This is a genomic window from Actinomyces sp. oral taxon 171 str. F0337 (assembly GCF_005696555.1).
GTDB lineage: Bacteria > Actinomycetota > Actinomycetes > Actinomycetales > Actinomycetaceae > Actinomyces > Actinomyces oris_E.
In genome coordinates, this window is the sequence record NZ_CP040005.1 from 1,214,154 (window position 1) to 1,237,722 (window position 23,569).

At 69.8% G+C, this 23,569-nt stretch carries 19 protein-coding genes; 7 read left to right on the forward strand and 12 right to left on the reverse strand.

Annotation, left to right across the window (positions count from 1 at the left end; translation table 11 throughout):
• Window positions 1–3 precede the first annotated feature (3 nt).
• On the reverse strand, window positions 4–654 hold the full coding sequence (locus tag FBF36_RS05395) for an RBBP9/YdeN family alpha/beta hydrolase (protein WP_034491646.1): 651 nt from the start codon (window positions 652–654) through the stop codon (window positions 4–6).
• Between the two features lie 73 nt (window positions 655–727).
• On the opposite strand from FBF36_RS05395, the gene FBF36_RS05400 reads away from it, so the two are divergent.
• On the forward strand, window positions 728–1,096 hold the full coding sequence (locus tag FBF36_RS05400; protein ID WP_009394870.1) for a MerR family transcriptional regulator: 369 nt from the start codon (window positions 728–730) through the stop codon (window positions 1,094–1,096).
• A 142-nt stretch (window positions 1,097–1,238) separates the two neighbouring features.
• Complete coding sequence (locus FBF36_RS05405; RefSeq protein WP_009394869.1) at window positions 1,239–4,220, forward strand: leucine--tRNA ligase; 2,982 nt, start codon at window positions 1,239–1,241, stop codon at window positions 4,218–4,220.
• A gap of 388 nt (window positions 4,221–4,608) precedes the next feature.
• Here FBF36_RS05405 and FBF36_RS05415 read toward each other — a convergent pair whose 3' ends face one another.
• Together FBF36_RS05415 and FBF36_RS05420 are read right to left on the reverse strand one after the other, a co-directional pair.
• Window positions 4,609–4,845, reverse strand: coding sequence for a hypothetical protein (locus FBF36_RS05415; RefSeq protein WP_009394867.1), 237 nt, complete (start codon window positions 4,843–4,845; stop codon window positions 4,609–4,611).
• A 67-nt stretch (window positions 4,846–4,912) separates the two neighbouring features.
• Window positions 4,913–6,961, reverse strand: coding sequence for a helicase HerA-like domain-containing protein (locus FBF36_RS05420; RefSeq protein WP_138137248.1), 2,049 nt, complete (start codon window positions 6,959–6,961; stop codon window positions 4,913–4,915).
• Window positions 6,962–7,228: 267 nt separating this feature from the next.
• Here FBF36_RS05420 and FBF36_RS05425 point away from each other — a divergent pair, with 267 nt between their 5' ends.
• The 5 genes from FBF36_RS05425 (at window position 7,229) to holA (ending at window position 13,140) form a co-directional block, all read left to right on the forward strand.
• A complete protein-coding gene (locus tag FBF36_RS05425) occupies window positions 7,229–8,452 on the forward strand; it encodes a glycosyltransferase (protein ID WP_034492861.1) in 1,224 nt (407 codons plus the stop codon).
• Between the two features lie 108 nt (window positions 8,453–8,560).
• Window positions 8,561–9,436: a DegV family protein gene (locus FBF36_RS05430; protein WP_138137250.1), complete on the forward strand. Its 876-nt coding sequence runs from the start codon at window positions 8,561–8,563 to the stop codon at window positions 9,434–9,436.
• A gap of 157 nt (window positions 9,437–9,593) precedes the next feature.
• A complete protein-coding gene (locus FBF36_RS05435; protein ID WP_138137810.1) occupies window positions 9,594–10,367 on the forward strand; it encodes a ComEA family DNA-binding protein in 774 nt (257 codons plus the stop codon).
• Window positions 10,364–12,241, forward strand: a complete 1,878-nt coding sequence (locus FBF36_RS05440) for a ComEC/Rec2 family competence protein (protein WP_009397302.1) — start codon at window positions 10,364–10,366, stop codon at window positions 12,239–12,241. Before FBF36_RS05435 ends, FBF36_RS05440 begins: the two co-directional genes overlap by 4 nt.
• A complete protein-coding gene (gene holA, locus FBF36_RS05445; RefSeq protein ID WP_263970032.1) occupies window positions 12,238–13,140 on the forward strand; it encodes a DNA polymerase III subunit delta in 903 nt (300 codons plus the stop codon). The genes FBF36_RS05440 and holA overlap by 4 nt, the downstream gene beginning before the upstream one ends.
• 36 nt (window positions 13,141–13,176) lie before the next feature.
• Here holA and FBF36_RS05450 read toward each other — a convergent pair whose 3' ends face one another.
• From FBF36_RS05450 to FBF36_RS05490, 9 genes are all read right to left on the reverse strand, one after another.
• On the reverse strand, window positions 13,177–13,824 hold the full coding sequence (locus FBF36_RS05450) for a riboflavin synthase (protein ID WP_009396929.1): 648 nt from the start codon (window positions 13,822–13,824) through the stop codon (window positions 13,177–13,179).
• Window positions 13,824–15,311 (reverse strand): DUF1846 domain-containing protein, encoded by a 1,488-nt coding sequence (locus tag FBF36_RS05455; RefSeq protein WP_138137252.1) that lies wholly within the window; start codon window positions 15,309–15,311, stop codon window positions 13,824–13,826. Before FBF36_RS05455 ends, FBF36_RS05450 begins: the two co-directional genes overlap by 1 nt.
• 119 nt (window positions 15,312–15,430) lie before the next feature.
• The gene (rpsT, locus tag FBF36_RS05460) at window positions 15,431–15,691 is read right to left on the reverse strand and encodes a 30S ribosomal protein S20 (protein ID WP_009396927.1); all 261 of its coding nucleotides are present in this window, start codon (window positions 15,689–15,691) and stop codon (window positions 15,431–15,433) included.
• 250 nt (window positions 15,692–15,941) lie between these two features.
• Window positions 15,942–16,583, reverse strand: a complete 642-nt coding sequence (locus tag FBF36_RS05465; protein WP_009396925.1) for a type II toxin-antitoxin system PemK/MazF family toxin — start codon at window positions 16,581–16,583, stop codon at window positions 15,942–15,944.
• Between the two features lie 168 nt (window positions 16,584–16,751).
• Complete coding sequence (locus FBF36_RS05470) at window positions 16,752–18,263, reverse strand: hypothetical protein (RefSeq protein WP_138137254.1); 1,512 nt, start codon at window positions 18,261–18,263, stop codon at window positions 16,752–16,754.
• Window positions 18,264–18,485: 222 nt separating this feature from the next.
• A complete protein-coding gene (gene trpA, locus FBF36_RS05475) occupies window positions 18,486–19,361 on the reverse strand; it encodes a tryptophan synthase subunit alpha (RefSeq protein ID WP_138137256.1) in 876 nt (291 codons plus the stop codon).
• A 1-nt stretch (window position 19,362) separates the two neighbouring features.
• The gene (trpB, locus tag FBF36_RS05480) at window positions 19,363–21,633 is read right to left on the reverse strand and encodes a tryptophan synthase subunit beta (protein ID WP_138137258.1); all 2,271 of its coding nucleotides are present in this window, start codon (window positions 21,631–21,633) and stop codon (window positions 19,363–19,365) included.
• Window positions 21,634–21,642: 9 nt separating this feature from the next.
• The gene (gene trpD, locus FBF36_RS05485) at window positions 21,643–22,731 is read right to left on the reverse strand and encodes an anthranilate phosphoribosyltransferase (protein ID WP_009397551.1); all 1,089 of its coding nucleotides are present in this window, start codon (window positions 22,729–22,731) and stop codon (window positions 21,643–21,645) included.
• 112 nt (window positions 22,732–22,843) lie between these two features.
• Window positions 22,844–23,569, reverse strand: coding sequence for an anthranilate synthase component II (locus FBF36_RS05490; protein WP_009397550.1), 726 nt, complete (start codon window positions 23,567–23,569; stop codon window positions 22,844–22,846).

Genomic DNA, 23,569 nt, shown 5'->3' on the forward strand with positions numbered 1-23,569 from the left:
GATTTATGGCGTTGCTTGATTTCTGAGAGCCGTTACGATCTGTGGAAGCGACGTGATGCCGTCGGAGGCCAGGAAGTGGCCCGCGCCCGGAACGGCGACGACGTCGGCGCCAAGCGCGGCGGCGACATCCAGCGAGGCCTCTTGGGGGACGAGCGGGTCGTTGTCGGAGTGGATAACCGTGGTGGCGCCCAGAAATGGACGCAGCTCACGAGGGTCGGCGCCCTTGACGAAGTCGCTCAGTCCGGTGATGAGGAAGTGGTCGAGCTCCGCCTCGCCCGTTGGAGGGAGATGCTGTGCGAAGGGGGCGACGGCGATGAAGGCCGCCAGGTGCTGTTCGTCACGGTGGTCCGGTGAGCTCGAGATGACCCGCTCGATCGCTCGCAGCGCGGCGAGCCCACCAAGACTGTGCGTCACAATTGCCAGTCCTGCCAAGCTGTCCGGTGATGAGCCGATTCTCTCGGCTATCATCGGAACCCAGATCGAGGCTCGAGGGGCCTGAGGGGAAGGTAGTTCCAGTGCCTCGAGGTGGGGAACACTCCGCGCGAGCCAGGGAAACCAGTGCTCGTCAGGCCCCGCTCCGAAGCCGTGGACGAGAATGACCCTGTCGAACCCGTCGAGTCCGTGAGAGGGATGATGTTCTGTAACGTGATCCATGCCCCTGGACGGTAGACGTTGACGCCAGTGGCAAGGTCAAGCAGAAGCTGCTCACAGGAAAGGAGCGCTCCTCGTGCGCATCGGAGAGTTCGCCCGACAGGCGGGCGTCAGTCCCCGTTCCCTGAGGCACTACGAGGAGGCCGGTCTGCTCGTGCCCACGAGGACCTCCGCCGGATATCGGAACTACAGCCTGAAGGACCTTGACGCCGTCGCACGCATCCGGCCGATCCTGGCCACCGGTCTCGGCATTGCCGCCGCCCGGCGCTACCTGGACTGCGTCGAGGTCGCCGGTGATGACCGAGCCGTCTCCATCACCATGTGCTCCAACCTGCGCCGCGAGCTCGAGGCGGTCGAGGAGCGGATCGCCCGGCACCGCAGTCGCCTGGCACGCGAGCAGGACGCCCTCAACCGCTTCAGGGCCGCTGCTGGGGAAGAAGAGTGAGGACGGCCCTGCTCAGGCCCGCCCCACTGACGTGACCGGTCTCGCCCGCTCGTGGGGCGGACGCCGCCGGGCCCCACTGCAGCCGGGCGATAGGCTGTGCCCCAGCACCAGGAAGCACGAGTAGGAAAAGAGCGCTGCCGCGATGTCAGAGAGTACCGCACCGGTGGAGTCCGACACCCCCTTCCGCTACACGGCGGAGCTGGCGGACTCCATCGAGACCGCCTGGCAGGGCCGCTGGGAGGCCGAGGGCACCTTCAACGCCGACAACCCCGTCGGCGCTCTGGCCGGCCCCGGGGCGGAGAAGGAGAAGTTCTTCCTGCTGGACATGTTCCCCTACCCCTCCGGCAAGGGCCTGCACGTGGGCCACCCGCTGGGCTACATCTCCACCGACGTCGTCGCCCGCTTCAACCGCATGACCGGCAAGAACGTCCTGTACACGATGGGCTACGACGCCTTCGGCCTGCCCGCCGAGCAGTACGCCGTCACCACCGGCCAGCACCCGCGCATCTCCACCGAGGCCAACATCGCCAACATGCGCCGCCAGCTGCGCCGCCTGGGCCTGTCCCACGACCCGCGCCGCTCCCTGGCCACCATCGACGTCGACTACGTGCGCTGGACCCAGTGGATCTTCCTGCAGGTCTTCAACTCCTGGTTCGACCCCGAGGCCCCGCGCCGCGACGGCCGAGGCAAGGGGGCGGCCCGGCCGGTGACCGAACTGCGCGACAAGCTCGCCTCCGGTCAGGTCCCCGTTCCCGACGGCCGCGACTGGAGTGCCCTGAGCGCGGCCGAGCAGGCCGAGGTCATCGACTCCTTCCGCCTGGCCTACGTCTCCAACGCCCCCGTCAACTGGTGCCCCGGCCTGGGCACGGTGCTCGCCAACGAGGAGGTCACCTCCGAGGGGCGCTCCGAACGGGGCAACTACCCGGTCTTCAAGCGCAACCTGCGCCAGTGGATGATGCGCATCACCGCCTACGGCGACCGCCTCGCCGAGGACCTGGACACCGTGGACTGGCCCGAGAAGGTCAAGCTCATGCAGCGCAACTGGATCGGCCGCTCCGAGGGCGCCGAGGTGACCTTCGCCGTGCCCGGGGCCGGTCAGGGCGCTGACGAGGACGCGTCGCTGAGCGTCTACACCACCCGCCCCGACACCCTCTTCGGCGCCACCTTCATGGTCGTGGCTCCCGAGCACCCCGTGCTGGGCGGCCTCCAGGCCTCCGGGTCGGTACGCACCGAGACCCAGATCGCCGACGACGCCGCGGCCCTTTCTGTCCCGGCAACCTGGCCCGAGGGGACCAAGGATGCCTGGACCGGCGGCTACGCGACCCCCGCCGAGGCCGTGGCGGCCTACCGGGCCCAGGCCGCGGCGACGTCGGACGCCGACCGCACCGACGAGGGGCGGGCCAAGACCGGTGTCTTCACCGGCTTCTTCGGAATCAACCCCGTCAACGGGGCGAAGGTGCCGGTCTTCGTGGCCGACTACGTCCTCATGGGCTACGGGACCGGCGCCATCATGGCCGTGCCCGCCCATGACGAGCGCGACTACGCCTTCGCCACCAAGTACGACATCGACATCATCCAGACCATCGGCCCGGCCGACGACCCCCACGGCGTCGACCTGAGCGCCCAGGCCTACACCGGTGACGGCGTCATCGTGAACTCCGCCCAGGGCGACCTGGACATCAACGGCATGGGCAAGGACGAGGCCAAGGCCACCATGATCGGCTGGCTGGAGGCCAAGGGCGCCGGCCGCGGTGCGGTCACCTACCGCCTGCGCGACTGGCTCTTCTCCCGCCAGCGCTACTGGGGCGAGCCCTTCCCCATCGTGTGGGATGAGGACGGCGGCGTCCACGCCCTGCCCAAGTCGATGCTGCCGGTCGAGCTGCCCGAGGTCACCGACTACTCGCCGCGCTCCTACGACCCCGACGACGCCGACTCCTCCCCGGAGCCGCCGCTGAGCAAGGCCACCGAGTGGGTCGAGGTCGAGCTCGACCTGGGCGACGGCCCCCGCACCTACTACCGCGAGACCAACACGATGCCGCAGTGGGCCGGCTCGTGCTGGTACGAGATGCGCTACATCGACCCGACCGATGACAAGGCGCTCGTCGACCCGGCCAACGAGGCCTACTGGATGGGGCCGCGCCCGCAGGCCGGTAACATCTCCGGCGGTACCGACCTGTACGTCGGCGGCGTCGAGCACGCCGTCCTGCACCTGCTCTATGCACGTTTCTGGCACAAGGTCCTGTTCGACCTGGGCCACGTCTCCTCCTCCGAGCCCTACCACCGCCTCTTCAACCAGGGATACGTCCAGGCCTACGCCTACACCGACTCCCGTGGCCAGTACGTGCCCGCCGACGAGGTCGAGGAGGTCCCCGCCGAGGACGGCACCACCAGCTATCTGTGGCAGGGGCAGCCGGTGCGCCGCGAGTACGGCAAGATGGGCAAGTCCCTGAAGAACATCGTCACCCCCGACGACATGTACGAGGCCTACGGCGCAGACACCTTCCGTGTCTACGAGATGAGCATGGGACCGCTGGACGCCGACCGTCCGTGGGACACCCGCGCCGTCGCCGGCAGCCAGCGCTTCCTGCAGCGCCTGTGGCGCAACGTCGTCGACGAGACCACCGGTGAGCTGACGGTGGTCGATGAGCGCGCTGACGAGGAGACCCGCCGGCTCGTGGCCAAGACGATCGTGGGCGTGCGCGAGGATTACGAGGGGATGCGCCTGAACACGGCCATTGCCAAGCTCATCGTCCTCAACAACCATCTCACTGGGCTCGGTGCGGTCCCGCGCGAGGCCGTCGAGGCCCTCGTCCTCATGACGGCTCCTGTGGCCCCACACATCGCCGAGGAGATCTGGAAGCGCCTGGGTCACGAGCACTCCCTGGCCCACGAGGACTTCCCGGTCGTGACTGACGAGTCCCTGCTGGCCGCCGAGAAGGTCACCTGCGTCGTCCAGGTCAAGGGCAAGGTCCGCGACCGCCTCGAGGTCGACCCCGATATCTCCGAGGCCGAGCTGGAGGAGCTGGCCCTGGCGGCTCCCGGCGTCATCCGCACCCTGGACGGGCGCGGCGTGCGCAAGGTGATCGTGCGTGCCCCCAAGCTGGTGAGCATCGTCCCCGAGTGACCGGGGCGGGCTTCCCGACGGCGCCACTCACGGCCGCGCCGCGGTAGCCCGGGAACAGTACGAGGGGCTGCACGAACCGAGATGGTTGGTGCAACCCCTCGTGCTGCTGTCCGAAGATGATTCGGCAATGCTCAGGCGGAGTGCCCGAATCGCTTCTGCGCAGCCTGCCGGGTCACGCCGAGAGCAGCTCCGATCACAGTCCAGGAGTCACCTGCCTGTCGAGCTCGGGCGACCGCTGCATGCAACTCGGTCTCGGCGTCATGCACCCGCCGACTCGCGGCAATGATCGCCCGGAAGTGCGCGGCGTCCCGGGCTGGCGTGCTGCTTGGATCGAGAGTCTCAAGGCCTGTCGTGTCGTGAGTGTGCGTCAGTGTGGAGGACAACGTCATCACCTCAGATAGTCGTAGAACTTCGGTCGCAGGCGGTCGGCATGAATGATCCGGGTTGGCTCTGCGGCAGGAACCGCAACCAACTCGAGCAAGGTGGCGTCAACTGCTGGCCCGATGACCAGGAGCCGCTCCTCTCCTTCGTACTCGTACTCGACCAGTCTTAAGGCGTTGGTCCAGGCGTGTTCCACATCCGTACGGGTGACCCCGTGCTTCAGCGCCGACCACCCAACCCTCATGTGTCAACTTTAGGTTGACACATGAGGGTTGGTCAAGGTGGCGCCCATGTGCCTCGACAATAGGGGCTCAGCGACGCCTGAGGGTGCCGAAGATGGAGCGCGTGATCTCGCGGGTGATCTGGCGGCCCACCGAGCCGATGGTCTTCTCGACCTCCCGCTGGCGGCGCTCGGCGGCCTTCTCCGCCTCGCGCTGGCGACGCTGGGCCTCCTTGACGGCCTCGCGCTCCAGGCGCTCGGCCTCCTTCTGACGCTGAGCCGCCTGGCGGGCGGCCTCCTTCTCCAGGGCCTTCTGCGCGGCGGCATCGGCCTTGGCCTGCTCCTTGGCGGCTTGCTCAGCGGCGCGAGCAGCCTCGGCGGCCTCGGCGTCGGCCTGGACCCGCTGGGCCAGCAGCTCGTAGGCGGACTCGTTGTCCACACCCGTGGCGTACTTGGGCTTGATCGGTGAGGAGGCCAGCACCTGGTTGACCGTGCCGTCCTGGGCCGGCCCCATGACGGCGGCAGGCACATTCACGACCACCGGGGCCACCGGAGCCGGGCGCCCCTTCTCGTCCAGCACGCTGACGACGGCCTGACCGGTGCCCAGCGACGTGAGCACCCGGTTGAGGTCCACCGGGCTGACCGGGAAGGTGGAGACCGCCTTCTTGAGGTTGGCGGCGTCGGCCGGGGTGTGGGCGCGCAGGGCGTGCTGCACCCGGCTGCCGAGCTGGGCCAGGACCTCATCGGGAACGTCCGTGGGGGACTGGGTGATGAAGACGATGCCCACACCCTTGGAGCGGATGAGCCGCACCGTGCGCACCACGGCCTCCAGGAAGGCCTTCGAGGCGCCGGAGAACAGCAGGTGGGCCTCGTCGAAGAAGAACACCATGGTGGGCTTGTCCGGGTCGCCGACCTCCGGCAGGGTCTCGAAGAGCTCGGCGAGCAACCACATGAGGAAGGTGGAGAACAGCGTTCCCTGGGACTGGATGTCGGCCAGCTCCAGGGCGGAGATGACGCCCCGGCCATCGGGGGAGACCCGCATGAGGTCACGCACGTCGAGAGCCGGCTCGCCGAAGAAGGCCTCGCCTCCGGCCGCCTCCAGGGCGGCGATCTCCCGCAGGATGACCCCGGCCGTGGCCGCCGAGACCCCGCCGATGGTCTTGAGCTCCTCCTTGCCGGCGTCCGTGTTCGTCAGATAGTCGACGACGGCGCGCAGGTCCTTCAGATCCAGCAGGGCCAGCCCCTGGCCGTCCGCCCAGTGGAAGACCAGCTGGAGGGCGGAGGCCTGCGTGTCGTTGAGACCCAGGACCCGCGAGAGCAGGATCGGCCCGAACTCGGTGACCGTCGTGCGGATGGGGGTGCCGCTGATGCCTGCGCCGGAGTCCGACCCACCGAGGTTGAACAGCTCCATGGGGAAGGACTGGCCCTTCCAGTCCTGACCGGTGGAGGCGATGCGGGAGGCGATCTTGTCATTGGAGGCCCCGGCCTCGGCCAGGCCGGTCAGGTCCCCCTTGACGTCGGCCAGGAACACCGGGACGCCAGCACTGGACAGGCCCTCGGCCAGGAGCTGGAGCGTGCGGGTCTTACCGGTGCCGGTCGCCCCGGCCACCAGCGCGTGCCGGTTGAGCAGCCCCAGTGGGATGCCCACCGACAGGCCCTTGACCGCCGCGGGGTCACCACCGGAGAGCGTATCGAGGTAGGTGCCCACTGGCAGCGTGGGGGAGGAGAAGCCGTAGCCGGAACGGACCTGAGCGGTATAGGCGGACTCCCCGGCCCCCTCGTTCCCCGATGCCTGGTCGGCCGGAGCAGCGGCCTCAGCCTGCGCAGGGGACTGCCCCTGGGGCTGCCCCTGGGCTTGCTCAGCAGCCGGCGCCGTTTCGCCGGCCGGAGCCTGGTCCGTCGCCGGCTGTGCGGCAGCTTCCGCAACCGGCTCGGCTAAGGGGACGGCGTCGGCCGTTTGAGCGGCGGGCTCTCCGTCAGTAGTGCGGGGCTCACCGGTCTGCTCCACGGCCGAGGCCGGGGTGGAGGCGATGGCGGCGTCGAGGGCCGCCTGAGCGGCGGCCGCCTTGGCTGCGGCGGCTTCGGCGGCGGCCTGGGCGGCCTCGGCCTTGAGGCGTGCGATCTCAGCGGAATCGGTCATGGACTCATCGTAAACGCCGAACCTGCCAGTGCGCTGACCAGGGCGTGCCAGTGGAGCCTGCGCCATTTCCGACCGCGATGGAGGCAGGGGCCGGGCCGAGAGGGTAGCCTCGGGCCTCAATGACGTTGAGACGATACGTCCGATCCCACACCTGCCCGTCCCCAGTGCCGCGAGGTCTACACGCCCCATGTTGCCCCCTGCGTCGTTGTTTCCGGAAGAGCCGCCCCTCATGGGCCAGTTGCTGGTACACCCCTCCCGCGGGATCAGGTGAGTGCCATGCGGATCGCCTTCTTCATTGACGACTACCTCCCCTCCGTCCACGGCGTGGCCACCTCCACGGCCACCTTCCGCTCCGCCCTGGAACGCATGGGACACGAGGTCTACGTGGTGGCCCCCAAGGCCGAGGGCCATGAGGAGACCGACGACCACGTCATCCGCCTGTCCTCGTCGCGCTACTACGTCTTCGACAGCCGAGAGGTCGCCACCATCTATCCCGGCCTGGCCCGACGCTTCGACGCCTACGACTTCGACATCGTCCACAGCCAGACCCAGTTCAGCCTGGGTGTGCTGGCCCACTGGGTGGCCAAGCGTCAGAACATTCCCCACGTCACCACCATCCACACCCTCTACACCGAGCTCATCGACGACTATCCGCTGGCCGTGGTCTCGGGCCTGCTGGCCCTCTCCGTCGCCTTCCCCGTGGCGCTCAAGTCGCTGCCGGTCCTGCCTCGCGTCCACCGGGAGACCATCAAGCACCTCAACAAGCGTGACATGAAGACGGCCCTGTCCCGCCAGGGATGGCGCCTGACGGCGGCCTTCGCCAACAAGTGCGACGCCTGCCTGTCGCCCTCCCAGCACCTGGCCCAGATCCTCATCGACGACGGCGGACTGACCACCCCCTGCATGGTGCTGCCCAACGGGCTGAACTCCACCCGCTACCGCAGTGCCCGCGCCGCCGACTCACCGATCCCCAAGGCCCCCGGTGAGAAGATCATCATCTGCGTGGCCCGGCTCAGTCCGGAGAAGCGGCAGATGACGCTCATCGAGGCCATGCCCCACCTGGCCGACATGCCGGTCAAGCTGGTGCTCGTCGGCCCCGGTCCCTCCCAGGAGGAGCTGGGGAAGCGAGCCGAGGAGCTCGGGGTGGCGGACCGGGTGGTACTGGCCGGTAGGCGCTCGCCGGATGAGGTCGCCGTCCTGCTCAAGCAGGCCGATGTCTTCTCCCTGGCCTCCTACCACTTCGACAACCAGCCCATGGTGTTCCTGGAGGCCGCCGTCTCCGGGCTTCCAATCGTCTACTGCGACGAGCGGATGACCGAGTGCCTCACCGAGCGCAACGCGATCCTCACCGACGGGATCGAGGGGGAGGACTTCGCCCGGCTCGCCGAGCTGTCCGACGGGGCCCTGGAAGTGGCGCAGCAGTTTGACTCCCAGACGATGACCAGGCGGCTCATCAACCTCTACGAGGACCTCCTGACCTCTCGTGGCTGAAGGCCGGCGGGCCCCGGGGCGCGCCGGCCTTCAGCCACAGCAGCCACAGCAGCCACAGCGTGCGGCGCCTTGCTGGTACGTGCGGGGCTTGCCGATAAGGTATGCGGCATGTCGCTCGCCGTCGTCACCGACTCCGCCGCCTGCCTGACGGAGCCCCTCCTGCGTGACCGTGCGATCGAGGTGGTGCCGCTGCACGCCATCCCCGCTGAGAACGGTGAGCCCGGGACCACCTCACGACCCAGTGTCCAGGAGCTGATGGACGCCTACCGGCGTGCGGCCAGCAGGGCCGAAGAGGTCCTGGCCATCCACATCTCCTCGGCCCTGTCCGGCACCATGGACAACGCCCGCATCGCCGCCGCCCAGCTCGAGGCCGAGTACCGGGACGACTGCAGCGGTCAGGGCGGGAGCGTGGGGCGCCGTCGCCCGCAGTGGCTGCGCGTCGTCGACTCCGGCACCAGCTCAGGTGCTCTGGGACTTGCGGTGCTGGCCGCCGCCGGCGCCCACGACGCCCGTCGCGGTGCCGCCATCGCTCAGGCCAGCACCGCCCGCTCCTTCCAGTTCTTCGTCGTCGACGACCTGGGGCGCCTGGCCCGCTCGGGGAGGATCGACCGCACCACGGCGCGCCTGGACGGCGTGCTCGGAATCCGCCCGGTCCTGGCCCTGACCCGAGACGGCATCCGGACGCTGGAGACCGTGCGCGGCGCAGCCCGCGCCAGGCGCCACCTCATCGCGCAGGCCGTCCGCGTCGCCGGCGGGACCGCCCTGTCCGGTCCCAGGCACCCCGCCGACCCGGTGCGCCTGGTCCTTCAAGGAGACGACGCCGACATGCTGGGGCTGCTCGAGACCGGTCTGCGTCAGGCCATGGAGGAGGCAGGAGCCAACGTCACCGAGGTCCTCACCCTCCCGGTCGATGAGGCGACGAGCACCCACGTGGGCCCTGGCGCCCTCGGCATCGCCGTCGCCCCGGACCTGCGGAACCTCTGAGCCGGGGCCGACGACGCGGCCCGGTTGCCACAGGCCGCCGACGACGAGTGCTCTCCACAGGGCAGACAGCCTCACCATGCGTCGCGCGGATCCAGTCCCTACCGTCGAGGACATGGGAGCCAGAAGGAACAGCACGAACAGGTCCCTGGATGACCTTGTGCGTCTGGCCTGCTCGACCGACCCCGAGGAGCCGGAGCGTCGGCCGAGGCGACTCGCGATCGCGCCACGAGCCGCGGTCATCGCCGGCTCCGCTCTTCTCATCCTGGCTCTCGCCCTGGCACTGAGAGCAGTCATGGTCTCCGCCGGCACCGGCAGCCAAGAGGCCCCGGCGGCAGCGGCGGGGGCCTCCGCGGCGATGCGGCCCCCACCCACAGGGCAGGCCGCGGCACCAGGCATGAAACCAGCCACGGCGCCGACCACGGGATCGGCGGCAGGGCCGGGTGTCGCGACGGCTCCAGCCGGCAACGTCGTCGTCCACGTCACCGGGGCGGTGACCAGGCCCGGAGTGGTGACCCTGGCCCCGGGGAGCCGCGTCACCGACGCCATCAACGCCGTCGGAGGAGCCTCCACGGACGCCGACACCGAGCAGCTCAACCTCGCCCGGGTCCTGACCGACGGTGAGCAGATCCGGGTCCCACGCGTCGGTGAGGTCCTGCCCGACCCCGCACCGCAAGCCAGTGGAGCCGCCACCCCCAAGGCGTCAGCAGCCCCGGGCAAACCCGGTGATGGCGGCGCATCCGGCACGATCAACATCAACACGGCCTCCGCCTCCGACCTGGAGAAGCTGCCCGGCATCGGCCCGTCCCTGGCCCAACGGATCGTGGAGTACCGCGACTCCCACGGGCCCTTCGCCACCGTCGACGCCCTCACCGACGTCCCCGGTATCGGCAAGGCCAAGCTCGAGGGACTGCGGGAGCAGGCCACCGTATGAACGGGGAGCATGATGGGAGTGGTGGGATCAGTCCCAGGGCCCCGTGGGACGACCCCGCGCTCCACGAGCGCCGGCGCCAGGAACAGGGCCGCAACCGGCACCGGGACGGACATCGGCACGCCACCTCCTCCAAGGCCCCCGAGGCCCTCGACCTGCGCCTGCTGGCCCCGGCGCTCACCTGCTGGGTCGGCGCCTGGTGGGCCGTCGGACTCGAGGCAGCAGATGCCTGGAGACACGCCCTGCTCCTGGCCTCCGGATGCACAGTCCTGGCTGCGGTACTCGTCGTCCCCGTCCTGCGCTTCCGGCCACCGCGCCACCGGGCCGACCCGCGCCCCGGCGCCCCCGAGCATGACCCCAGGGCCATGGGAACCCTCAGCGCCAGCCTGCTCGTGTGCGCCCTGTGCGCCGCGACGGTCCTGACCATCAGCGCCGCCCACCTGTGGGCTCGCCAGCGCGACCCCCTGAGCATGGCGGTGGCCTCCGGGCAGCCGGTCACCCTCATCGGCACCGTCTCCCAGGAGCCGCGAGTCGCAGCCACCAGCCGATCCACCCTGGTCATCACCGCCCTCGACGTCGAGCAGGTCGATGCACGAGACTCCACTCTGAGCGCCACCGTCCTGGGCGACACGCAGTGGCTGAGCCTGCCCCTGGGGACCCGCGTCCAGGTGCGCACGCGCCTGCGCCCCACCGGGCCGGGACGCACTGAGGCCGCCATCGTCCCCAAGCGCGCCGGTCTCACGGTGCTTGGCCCACCGAGCGGGGTGCTCGGGGCCGTCACCAGCATTCGCGCTGGTCTCGCCCAGGCAGTCGGAGCTCAGGGCGCTGAAGGAGCCGAGGAGAGGGCAGGCGTATGGCCGCCGGGAGCCCGCACCCTCGTGCCGGGCGTCGCCCTGGGAGACGACCACGCCCTGCCGGACCAGGTGCGCGAGGACATGCGCACCGTCTCCATGACCCACCTGACCGCCGTCTCCGGGCAGCATGTCGCCATCATCCTGGGACTGGGGCTGACCGGACTCGGGGCGCTGCCCCGACGGTGGCGGGCACTGCTCGGCACGGTCATGCTCACCCTCCTCGTCATCCTGGTGCGCCCCTCGGGCTCCGTACTGCGCGCCGCCACCATGGGGGCCGTCATGCTGCTGGGCGTCGTCGCCGGGCGACGCGCCGCCTCCGTGCCCGCCCTGTGCGCCGGAGCCATCGTCCTGCTGCTCATCGACCCCTGGCAGTCCCGCAACTACGGCTTCGCACTGTCCGTGGTGGCCACCGCCGGGATCGTCATCGGCTCCAAGCCGGTCGCGGCCCACCTCTCGCACCGCCTGCCCAGGTGGCTTGCCGCCGCCGTGGCGCTGCCGCTGGTGGCCCAGGCCGCCTGCGGGCCGATCCTCATTCTCCTTCAGCCCTCGCTGGGGGCATGGTCGGTGCCCGCCAACCTGCTCAGTGAGCCGGCGGCCGTCATCGCCACCATCAGCGGGCTCCTGGCGGCGCTGATCGCTCCGGCCTGGCCAGCGGCCGCCGCCGTCATCGCCTGGCCGGCGCTCGCGGCCTGCTCCTGGATGGTGTGGGTCGCCGACTTCTTCGCTCACCTGCCCGGCGCCACCCTGCCCTGGCCGGAGGGTCTCACGGGGGCCCTGGCACTGGGGGCCTGCGAGATAGGGGTCCTGCTCGCGGTGGCTCCCCGCACCCGCAGCGCCCTGCTGGAAGGAGCCAGAGGATTGATGCGGCCCACTCGTGGCAGGCTTGCCCCATGGCAGCGACCCGAACCTCCCGCTCCCGGGGCCCGCGCAAGGCACCGGCTGGACTGCGCTGGGACCAGGCCCAGCTGGCGCCGATCGTCCTCATCCGCGCCGGCGAGGAGGTCCTCGCCGACCGAGCGATGAGGAGTCTTCTGGCGCAGGCCAGGGCCAAGGATCCCACCACCGAGATCACTCGCCTGGAGGCCGCCACCTACGAGCCCCACCAGCTCGACACCCTCGTGTCTCCTTCCTTGTTCGGCGAGCCCCGGCTCGTCTACGTCCCCGCCCTGGAGCAGATGACTGACGCCCTCCTGAGCGACCTCATCGCCTACGTAAGCGCCGCCGACCCCGAGGTCAGCGTCATCCTGCGCCACAACGGGGGCCAACGGGGCAAACGTCTGCTCGACGCCATCAAGGCCTCGCCCTATCCGACCATCCAGTGCGAGGCCATCAAGAGCGCCAAGGACAAGTCCTCCCTGGTCGTGGCCGATGTGCGCCGCGCCGGGCGAAGCATCGCACCCGAGGCCGTCGGCGCTCTCGTCGATGCCCTGGGCAGCGACCTGCGCGAGCTGTGCTCCGCCGTCGACCAGCTCCTCGCCGACACCCAGGGCACCATCAGCGTCGACCACGTGCGCACCTACTACGCCGGACGCATCGAGGCGACCGGCTTCACCGTGGCCGACGCCGCCGCGGCCGGCAACACCCCGGCCGCCATCACGGCCCTGCGCCACGCCGTGGCCACCGGCACCGACCCGGTGGCCATCGTCGCGGCCCTGGCCATGAAGGTGCGCCAGCTCGCCCGGGTCGCGGCCGCCGGGGGACGACGCATGAGCCCCGCCGAGCTGGGAATGGCCCCCTGGCAGGTGGACCGGGCCCGCCGCGAGCTCCAGGGCTGGTCCGATGACGCCCTGGCCGCCTCGATCCTGGCCGTGGCCCGGGCCGACGCCGAGGCCAAGGGGGCCAGCCGCGACCCCGTCTACGCCGTCGAGCGGGCGGTGCTCACGATCTGCAACGCCCGCCGCTCCGGTACCCGCCGGCGCTGAGCCGCCACGACCCGCATCGGCGTAAGCGGGAAGGCGCTACCCGGCGCTCTGTGGGACGTTGTCAGGGACGTACCGGGAAAGGTACCGAGCGATGTACTTGGCCATGACGTCGACCTCGAGGTTGACCGCCTCGCCGACCTGCGTGAGCCCGAGCGTGGTGCGCCGCAACGTCTCCGGGATGAGGGAGACGGTCACGCGGCCCCCGGTGCCTTCGGACCCAGCGCCGTCGACGACGGTCAGCGAGATGCCGTCGATGGCGATTGAGCCCTTGACGGCCACATAGCCCATCAGCTCATCGGGCACCGAGATCTCCAGGACGTCCCAGCGCTCCTCGTGGTGCCGGGCGAGCAGCGTCCCGGTGGCGTCCACGTGCCCCTGGACGATGTGCCCTCCCATGCGGTCGCCGGGGCGCAGGGCGCGTTCCAGGTTGACCCGGCTCCCAGGCGCCAGGGCCCCCAGACCGGTGTGTTGGAGGGTCTCGGCCATGACATCGGCGACGAAGACGCCGTCGGACAGCTCCGAGACGGTCAGGCAGCAGCCGTTGACACTGATCGAGTCGCCCGTGCGCGTGCCCTCGACGACGACCGGTCCTCGAACCGACAGTCGGGCGGAGCGCGCCTCCAGGGCGGCGCTGTGCTCCAGCGCAACGACCTGCCCGAGCTCCTCAACGATTCCGGTGAACATCAGCGCTTCCTGTACAGGGACTTGGTGGCGTAGACGGGCTCGTTGGTGACCTGGACACCCAGCGCCCGGAAGATGCCCTCGTCCACCGAGCCCAGAATCGTGGAGGTGTGGACGTCGCAGCCCCGTAGCGTCTCGAGCTGGTCGAGGGCCTTGCGGGCGTTGTCGTCCCCGTTGGCGGACACGGCCAGGGCGATGAGCACCTCATCGGTGTGTAGACGCGGGTTGCGGCTGCCCAGCCTCTGGGTCTTGAGCTTCTGGATGGGTTCGATGGAGGCCGGGGCCAGCAGGTTGATGTCGTCATCGATCCCAGCCAGGACCTTGAGGGCGTTGAGCAGCATCGCCGAGGAGCAGCCCAATAGGGCGGAGGTCTTGCCCGTCACGATGCGCCCGTCGGGCAGCTCGATCGCCGAGGCCGGCTCGCCGGTGGCCGTGGCCACCTCCAGCGCAGGCTGCACGACGGGACGGTCCTCCTTGCTCACCCCCACCTTGGCCATGAGCAGCGCGATCCGCTGGGACTGGACGGGGGCGATGACCTCACGCTTCTCGGTCACCAGGGCCCGATAGTAGCGGCGGATGATCTCCTGGCAGGCGGCCTGCCGGCAGGCATCGTCGTCGCTGATGCAGTTACCGGCCATGTTGACGCCCATGTCCGTGGGGGAGGCGTAGGGCGAGGAGCCCAGGATCTCCTCGAACAGGCGGCTCAGGACCGGGAAGACCTCGACGTCGCGGTTGTAGTTGACGGTCTGGACACCGTGGGCCGCCAGGTGGAAGGGGTCGATCATGTTGACGTCGTCGAGGTCGGCGGTGGCGGCCTCGTAGGCGATGTTGACCGGGTGGTCCAGGGGCAGGTTCCAGATGGGGAAGGTTTCGAACTTCGCGTAGCCCGAGGAGATGCCCCGCTGGTGGTCGTGGTAGATCTGGGACAGGCAGGTGGCCATCTTGCCGCTGCCCGGGCCGGGGGCGGTGACGACCACGAGGTCCCGGCTGGTCTCGATGTACTCGTTGCGCCCGTAGCCCTCCGCCGAGACGATGCGGGCGACGTCACCGGGGTAGCCGGGGATGGGGAAGTGGCGGTAGACCGTGATGTCCAGCGCCTCGAGCTTGCGCTTGAAGTCGTGGGCCTGGCGGTTGTCGTCAGTCCACTGCGTCACGACGACGCTGCCCACGTAGAGCCCATAGCTGCGGAAGGCATCGATGTGACGCAGCAGGTCGTCCTCGTAGGGGATGCCCAGGTCCGCGCGGACCTTGTTGCGGGCGAGGTCCTTGGCATTGACCGCCATGACGATCTCGACCTCGTCGGCCAGCTCGGCGAGCATGACGATCTTGTTGTCCGGGGTGAAGCCCGGCAGCACGCGGGAGGCGTGCATGTCGTCAATGAGCTTGCCGCCGAACTCCAGATAGAGCTTGCCGCTGAACTGGGCGCGGCGCTCCGCGATGTGGCTGGACTGCATCCGCAGGTACTTGTCGCGGTCGAATCCGATGCGCAATGGGCTCTCCTTGAGGCGGTCTGATGAACGTGGTGAGGGTCAGGGAACGAGTGTGGGAAAAAGGGGAGGGCGCCTCCCCGGTGGGAGGCGCCCTTCAGGTGCTCACTGCTGCGGTGGCCTCAGAGGGAGGCGACGCGCTTGGCGAGCTTGGACTTGCGGTTGGCGGCCTGGTTCTTGTGGATGACGCCCTTGGAGACGGCCTTGTCCAGCTTGCGGGAGGCGGCCTTGAGGTGCTCGAGCGCGGCGTCCTTGTCACCGGCCTCGACGGCCTCGCGCACGCGGCGCACGTAGGTCTTGAGCTCGGACTTGACGGACTTGTTGCGCAGGCGGGCCTTCTCGTTGGTCTTGATGCGCTTGATCTGGGACTTGATGTTCGCCACGGTGAAACTTTCTCGCGTCTGATTGGTCGATGGCCGGAGAGAGGGTTCGCGCCACGGGTTGACATGAGGTGGTGGGGCACCTGGCTGACCCGGTCGCCGGACCCCGCAGCCGGCCAGGCCAGAGGTCCAGTAGGCGACTGTATCATTCAGGATCCCCGTGTCCCCAGGCACGAAGCCGGGTCCAGGCGTGAGGTGCATCGCCCATGGACCTTCTGCGGTCCTCCGCGTTCAGGCCGGGCTCGGGAGGCGATCAGGAGTGGTGGCGGCGCAGGGCGGCCACGACGCCGTCGAAGACCTCACGTCGCATCGTGGCCCCCTCACGGCGTACGGAGGCCGGCTCCACCAGGAGCAGACGGTCCAGGCGCACCTCGCTGGGGCGGCCCTGATGGTCCCAGTCACCGGTGCCGACGTCGTGCCAGAAGCGTCCCCAGCGCGCCTCCTGGGCGGCGTCACGGTCGTGGTCCTTGCTCGTCATCTGGGCCACGACCAGGCGGGCCTCATGGCGAGCCAGGACCAGGACGGGCCGGTCCTTGCCCTGAGTGGGATCCTCCTCGAAGGGAACCCAGGCCCACACCACCTCGCCGGGGTCGGCGTCGCCGTCCGGGTCGGGGGAGTAGCTGAAGGTGGGCAGCCCCAGAGTGGAGACGTCGTAGACGCCGACACCCCGCGACGAGGGGGCCGTCGTACCCGCCCCGGCGCCGCTGTCGTGGGAGCGGGTCCGGGTCGGTGACGGCTTCGCCGCCGATGACTTGGGGGCGCGGGACTGCGCAGGCTCGGCCGAACCGGATGGCGTGCTGTCGGACGTGCCGGACGGCGTCGAGGACTTCTGGGAAAGGGCGTCGGAGGCGGCGTGTCCGAGCAGGGTGAGGATCCGATTGAGAAGGCTGGCCATGGGTGCCACCCTACCGCCGGGCGGGATGCGGTGGCTGCCGCAGGCTCACGGCGGCGGCCAGCACCACCGGCGGTCCCGCCCTCCCGGTGAGGGAGGAGGACCGCCGGTGGCGCAGGCGAATCCGGTGATGGTGAAGGGGGCGCCCGGGAGGCCAGCACCCTTGAGGTGCTAGTTACCTGTGCGTGTCACGGGGGTGCAGATCGAGTGGGTCCCGGCCTCGGAGCCGCCTTCACTGCCGGTGACGTCGATCTGCGTGGTCAGTCCCTGGGAGGGGTCCTGGGGGTTGCAGGTGCCCAGGGCCTTCCAGGTGTCCTCAGTGACCGCCTCTGCGTTGACCTCGTAGATGCTGGTGAAGGTCATCGTGGTTGACGAGTGGGCGTTCAGGGACTCACCGGTGCGCAATGACAAGGAGCCGTCATCCTGAATGACGTAGCTGTCCGGGCCGACCCACTGCGGGGTACCAGTACCTGTCACGCTCTTGAGCGTGAAGCCGGTGGGGACCCGGGGCCGCAGGACGATATCGGAGCCGGATCCGTCGGCGTCGGTGTTGTTGGTGAAGGTGACGGTGTATCCGACCTCGATCTCATAGGTGCCCGTGGGGTCGGCCTCGACCAGGAGATCCGTGGGATGAGTCGAGACCTCGACCACCGGCCGGTCCTTGACGTAGTCGCTGGAGAAGGTCTGGTCGCCGGTGGTCAGTGCGGCCTTGACCCTGTTGCGTCCCACCACGCCGCTGAGGTCCACCTGGCAGGTGATCTCCTTGCCCTGGGGGACCTTCGCCGTGCCGCTGGAGACGGTGAGACTCTCGGCCGGTCCCGTGGCGGAGACGACCTCGCCGCCGAAGGCGGTCAGGTCGCAGGTCACAGAGGCTGCTTGAGCCCGCCCTCTGACGCGTCCCGCGGAGATGGTGAAGTCAGACAGGACGGTAGTGGAGTCGTTCCTCGCCGTCATAGTGAAGCGGGCAGTGTCTTTGGCGGCTCCTTCGACCGTGACCTCATTGGTGGAGACGGTGGCGTGAGCCGCGCTGGCCGCAGGCTTGTGCGCTGTGACAGCGGGCCGAAGAATCGCGTTGCGTGTGGAGACCTCGATCGTGGGTGTGAAACGGTAGCTGCGCGTATCCACACCGGGCGCCACCACAGTGGTCCCGAGGTCCAGATCGAAGTAGCTGGTCTTGTCCCAGTAGGTGTAGAAGTTGACCGTATAGGTCAGTTTCAGGTGCTCAGGAGTGCAGGAAACAGCCTTGACCGAGCCGATGCTGTCATCCAGCAGGGGGTTGTACAGCTCGGAGACGGAGCTCAATCCGGAGTCCGCCATCAAGGCCGGTGGCTCGCCCTCGCCCTTGTCGATGTAGAAGGAGCTCGTCCCGGCCACTTCGTTACCCTCCGGGGAGGGGCAGGACCAGGTCCACTGGCCCGGCACGGAGTCGGCCTCAATGGTGACGTTAGTGGAGCCCTTCGGGGCGATGGCCGATGGGATGCGAACTCTCCAGGTCAGACATCCCTCGGCGTTGTCAGAGCCATGACAGCCGGTACCGGCTGTGTGGTAGAGCCCTTCCACGGTGATGTCGGTATCGGCGGAAGCCGGAGCCGCCACGGCTGCGGCGGCGATGAGGGGAAGAGCCAGGGCAATGCGCACGAGGCGCCGCCACGGCTGGTCGGGTGGGGAGGGAGGGAAGTGCATGAGCACGCCTTTCGCTGAAGTGATTGGAAGGGAAGCCAATCGGTTCTTTAATATATCCCCGAACAGAGTGCTATGGACATGGTGGATTGCTTCTCCTGTCGCACTTCTCCACCCTCTTCAAAGAAATGGACAAAGGTCGGTTGCATCCACCTCTTGGTGCAACCGACCTTTGTCGTTGTTGTTGTCGTTGTTCTTCTCGACCCGTCTGCCAGACATCGCCCATCAGTGTGGGCGCGTGGCCTCCTTCATCGTGGCGGTGAAGGTGACAAGGTCACTGCGCAGTGCGCCGAGCGCGTAGTGGCGGCGCTCCTCATCACCGCCTCCGCCGTTGTCGCCAGAAGAGGCTGCCACGATCTCAGGGGCGTAGCGCTCCACGATCTTGACCGTGGCCGAGCCGCTGATGGCACCGTCAGCACCGGCTGCGATGGCCTCGGCGACCTGCTCGGGCGTGGAGATGCCGAAGCCCAGCATGACAGGCGCGGCGGCGTCGGCGCGCAGTCGTTCCACCGACTCAGCAAGCCCCACGGTGGAGGAGGCCCGTTCGGTGCCGGTGACGCCCACCCGGGAGACGGCATAGACATAGCCGCGTGAGGCTGCCGCCACCGCGTCCAGGGTCTCGGCGGCGGCCGACGGAGGGGCGATGTAGACGGCGTCGACACCGGCGTCCTCGGCGGCCCGGCTGAAGGCGGCCGACTCGCGGATCGGGACGTCGGGCAGCAGCACCGAGTCGATGCCGGCCTGCGCGCACTGGGAGTAGAAGCGCTCCAGGCCCATCGCGAAGGGCACGTTGCCGTAGATGAGCATGCCGATGGGCAGCCTCGGGTGGCGCCGCCGCACCCGCGCGACCACCTCCAGGCAGTCGCGGAATCCCGCTCCCGCGGCCAGGGCCCGGACATGCGCCCTCTGGATCGTGGGGCCGTCGGCGACCGGGTCGGTGAAGGGCACACCCAGCTCCAGGGCGTCGGCCCCACCGGCGATGAGCGCCTCGATGACGGCCTCACTGGTGTCCGGGTCGGGGTCGCCGACCATGACGAAGGGAACGAAGGCGCCCTCACCGCGCTCCTTGAGGGCGGCGAACATCGCGGGATAGCGGCTCATCTCAGAACTCCTCATCCGGGCCGGTGGTCAGACTGGTGCTCCTGGCGGCGTTCAGGCCCGCGTACTCGGTGCGCTTGCCCATCTGCTCCACCATCCGTGAGGCCCTGGCCACGGCACCGTCAGTGGAGAAGGAGCCCCCCAACCTCGCCTGCACCTGGTCGAGGTCCTTGTCCCCACGTCCCGACAGGCACACCAGCAGGACCGGGGGCTCCTCGCCGTCGGGCACCTCCCGGGCCATGGCCAGCGCCTGGGCCAGGGCGTGGGCGGACTCCATGGCCGGGATGATCCCCTCGTGGCGCGACAGCAGCCGGAAGGCCTCAATCGCCTCGTCGTCGCTGATACCCACGTATCGGGCCCTGCCGGTGTCCGACAGCCAGGCGTGCTCGGGCCCCACGCCCGGGTAGTCCAGGCCCGCCGAGACGGAGAAGGACTCCTCGACCTGCCCCTCGGAGGTGCGCATGAGGTAGCTGCGCGCACCGTGGAGGATTCCCACCAGGCCCTTGTTGATGGGGGCGCCGTGACGGGACGTGTCCAGCCCCTCACCGGCCGGCTCAACCCCGATGAGCTCGACCCCCGGGTCGTCGATGAAGTCCGCGAACATACCGATCGCGTTGGAGCCACCGCCCACGCAGGCGATGACCGAGTCCGGCAGCCGCCCAGTCAGGCCCAGGACCTGGGCACGGGCCTCCCGGGAGATGACCCGGTGGTACTCGCGCACGATCGTGGGGAAGGGGTGGGGACCGGCGGCAGTGCCCAGCAGGTAGTGGGTGTCGGCGAAGGAGGCGGTCCAGTCGCGCAGCGCCTCGTTGACGGCGTCCTTGAGCGTACCCGCGCCGCTGTCCACCGGAACCACCGTGGCCCCCATGAGCTCCATGCGCTCGACATTGGGCGCCTGACGCACGACATCGGTGGCCCCCATGTAGATGGTGCAGTCCAGACCCAGCAGGGCGCAGACCATGGCCGTGGCCGTCCCGTGCTGGCCGGCGCCGGTCTCAGCGATGATGCGCTGCTTACCCATCCGCTTGGCCAGGAGGGCCTGGCCCAGAACCTGGTTGCCCTTGTGGGCACCCCCATGGACCAGGTCCTCGCGCTTGAGCAGGATACGGGCGTTGCCCTCCAACGGCAGGTTGCACAGCTCGGTGACCGCCGTGGGGCGCCCCAGGTAGCGGGTCATGAACGTGTCCAGCTCAGCGGCGAAGGCCGGATCCGCCTGGGCGTCGATGAAGGCGTCCTCGAGCTGGTCCAGCGCTGGAATCAGCAGCTCGGGCACGAACTGGCCCCCGTAGGGGCCGAAGAAGGCGGGCAGGCGCGGGTGGTGCCCCGCCCCCTGGCCGTCCCGGTCCAGCCCCGACGATGCGCCCTCCCCTCCCGGCTGTGGCAGCGGCACCGCGTCGGCCAGCTCCCGAGCGGCCTCGCCCGGGTCCGCGGCCCCGGACAGGGACGAGCCCACCAGGAGGGCGTCCACCAGGCCGGACAGGCGCCGCACGTCCTCGGGAGCGCCGACCCCCGACTCACCCACGAGGACCACCCCCGCCGGAGCCAGAGGAGCCAGCTCCTCGGTACGCGCCAGATCCGTGTCCAAGGTGCGCAGATCGCGGTTGTTGATACCGATGACCTCCGCCCCCAGGGTCGAGGCGCGATGCATCTCCTCCGGGGTCGAGACCTCCGTGAGCACCTCCATCCCCAGGCCGTGAGCCAGCTCAGCCAGCTCGCGATAGACGTCGTCGGGCACCACCGAGAGCATGAGCAGGACCGCGTCCGCCCCCAGACTGCGGGCCGCCAGCACCTGAACCTCATCGACGATGAAGTCCTTGCACAGGACGGGGACGTCCACCACCTCACGCACAGCCGCCAGGTCGTCGAATGAGCCGTTGAAGCGGTCGGGCTCGGTGAGCACCGAGACCGCGGCCGCGTAGGGCGCGTACTGCGCGGCCAGCGAGGCCGGGTCGTAGTCGGAGCGGATGGTGCCGCGCGAGGGCGAGGCCGCCTTGCACTCCATGATGAGAGCCGGCTGCGGGCTGCGGCCCTGACCGCTGCGGGTACGCAGGGCGTCCGCGAAGGAGCGCTGCGAGCGCGGCAGCTCCTCGGCTCTCAGGTGTCCGAAGCGGGCGCGCAGCTCATCGATGCGCTCGCGGCGCTCCTGGACGAGCGAGTCCAGGACGGTGCCCGTGGCGATGAGACGCGCCTCGACCGGCTCACGGTGAGCGCGCTCGCCAGGGCCGGCACCATCGGGTGACGCGGTGGGAACAGGGGCGATGTCGGGGGTGGTCACGGCTTCTCCTCAGGCCGTCTCAGTGATGAGGTCACTGGCTTTGGTCATGGACTCCAGGTGGCGGGCCACGCCACCGGAAAGGATCTGCTCCAGGGCCGCCGCAGTGCCGCCTGCGAGGCTGTCGGCCCTGCCGATGAGATACAGCAGGGCGCCGGCATTGACGGCGATGGCGTCGCGGTGGGCGGGCCGTCCCTCACCCGAGACGGCCTCGCGCAGCAGGCGGGCGTTGTCGGCCGGCTCCCCACCCAGCAGGTCGGCCAGCTCGTAGGAGGTCACCCCCAGATCCTCGGGCGTGACCTCGTAGGCCCGCACCCCGTCGGGCGTCGCCTCACGCACGAGGGTCGGCCTGTGGACGGCGATCTCGTCCAGGCCCGAGCCGTGAACCACGAGCGCACGCTCGCGCCCCAGCTGGACCATCGCCTCAGCGATCATGTCCAGCATGCCCGGGTCCCACACGCCCATGAGCTGGAAGGTCAGGTGGGCCGGGTTCACCAGCGGCCCCAGGACGTTGAAGATCGTGGGCGTGGCCAGCGCCTTGCGCACCGGTGCCACATGCCGCATCGCCGGGTGGTAGGCCTGGGCGAACAGGAAGGTGAAGTGGTCACGGGCCAGCAGCTCGACCGCCGTGGCCGGCTCCACATCCAGGGGCAGCCCCAGCTCGGCGATGACGTCGGCCGCCCCCGTCTTGGAGGACACGGCCCGGTTGCCGTGCTTGGCCACCGCGACCCCCATCGAGGCGGCCACCAGGCCCGCCCCCGTGGAGATGTTGATCGTGCCCACGCCGTCGCCCCCGGTACCGACGACGTCCACCAGCGGGAAGGACACCGACGGGAAGGCCCGGGCCGCCTGGCGGAAGGCGCTCGCGGCCCCGGCGACCTCCTGGGGCTCCTCGCCGCGGGCATGCAGCGCCGCCAGCAGCGCCGCCGTCTCCACCTCGGACAGGTCACCGGCGCCCAGGGCGGCGAAGACCGTGGAGGCCTGCTCACGGCTCAGGCGCCGTCCCTGAACCACCTCTCGCAGCAGCTCGTGCGCCTCCTGCGCCGTGGCAGCAGGCCTGCCCTCCGCCGCGGCGGGGGCCGCGCTGTTGGTCTCACTCATCGGTCTGTGGCTCCTTATTCAGGTGGCTGAGGCATGTGGGGCGCTCGGGGTGATTCTGCCCGAGCGGTGCGGCAGCTGTCGGGAACTGCGGGACAGCGCGGGGCGGCGTGGCTCAGGGGGTCCGAGCCAGGTCGGCGGTGATGGCCTTGAGCAGCGCAGGTCCCTGCGGGGTGAGGATCGACTCGGGGTGGAACTGCAGCCCGACCGCCGGTACCGACCGGTGCCGGGCCGCCATGACGATACCGCCGCTTCCGCTGTCGTCCTCCGGTGCGGTGCGGGCTAGGCTGACAAGGGCCTCGGGCAGCGTGCGCGTGCCCAGGGAGTGGTAGCGGGCCACGTCCAGTGGTCCGCCGTTGAGCACCGTGAAGGCCGGGTCGGTGCGGCCCGCCTCGGTGACCTCGACGCGGTCGGAGCGGCCGTGGACCGGACCCACCGGGGCGACCCGTCCACCGCAGGCCTCGACGAGGGCCTGGAAGCCCAGGCAGATGCCCAGCGCGGGGATCGCCTGCTCCAGGGCGGTGGCGATGAGCTCCATGAGGCAGCCCGACGTCGCCGGGTAGCCCGGCCCGGGGGACAGGCACAGGACCGGGCGGTGCCCGGCCTCGCGCTCGGCCGCGGTGGGCTCGAGGGCAGCGAGCACTCGGGAGGCCGGCACGTTGTTGCGGTAGACCTCGATCTGGGAGCCGAGGGTCGCGAACTGGTCGACGAGGTTGTAGACGAAGGAGTCGCGGTTGTCGAGCAGGACCACACGGGCCGGGGCCTGGGCCGCTGCGGTGCTGCTGCCCTCGGGGTGCTGGCTCACGTCCTGTCCGTGGTGCTGAGTGCTGGTGATTGCCAT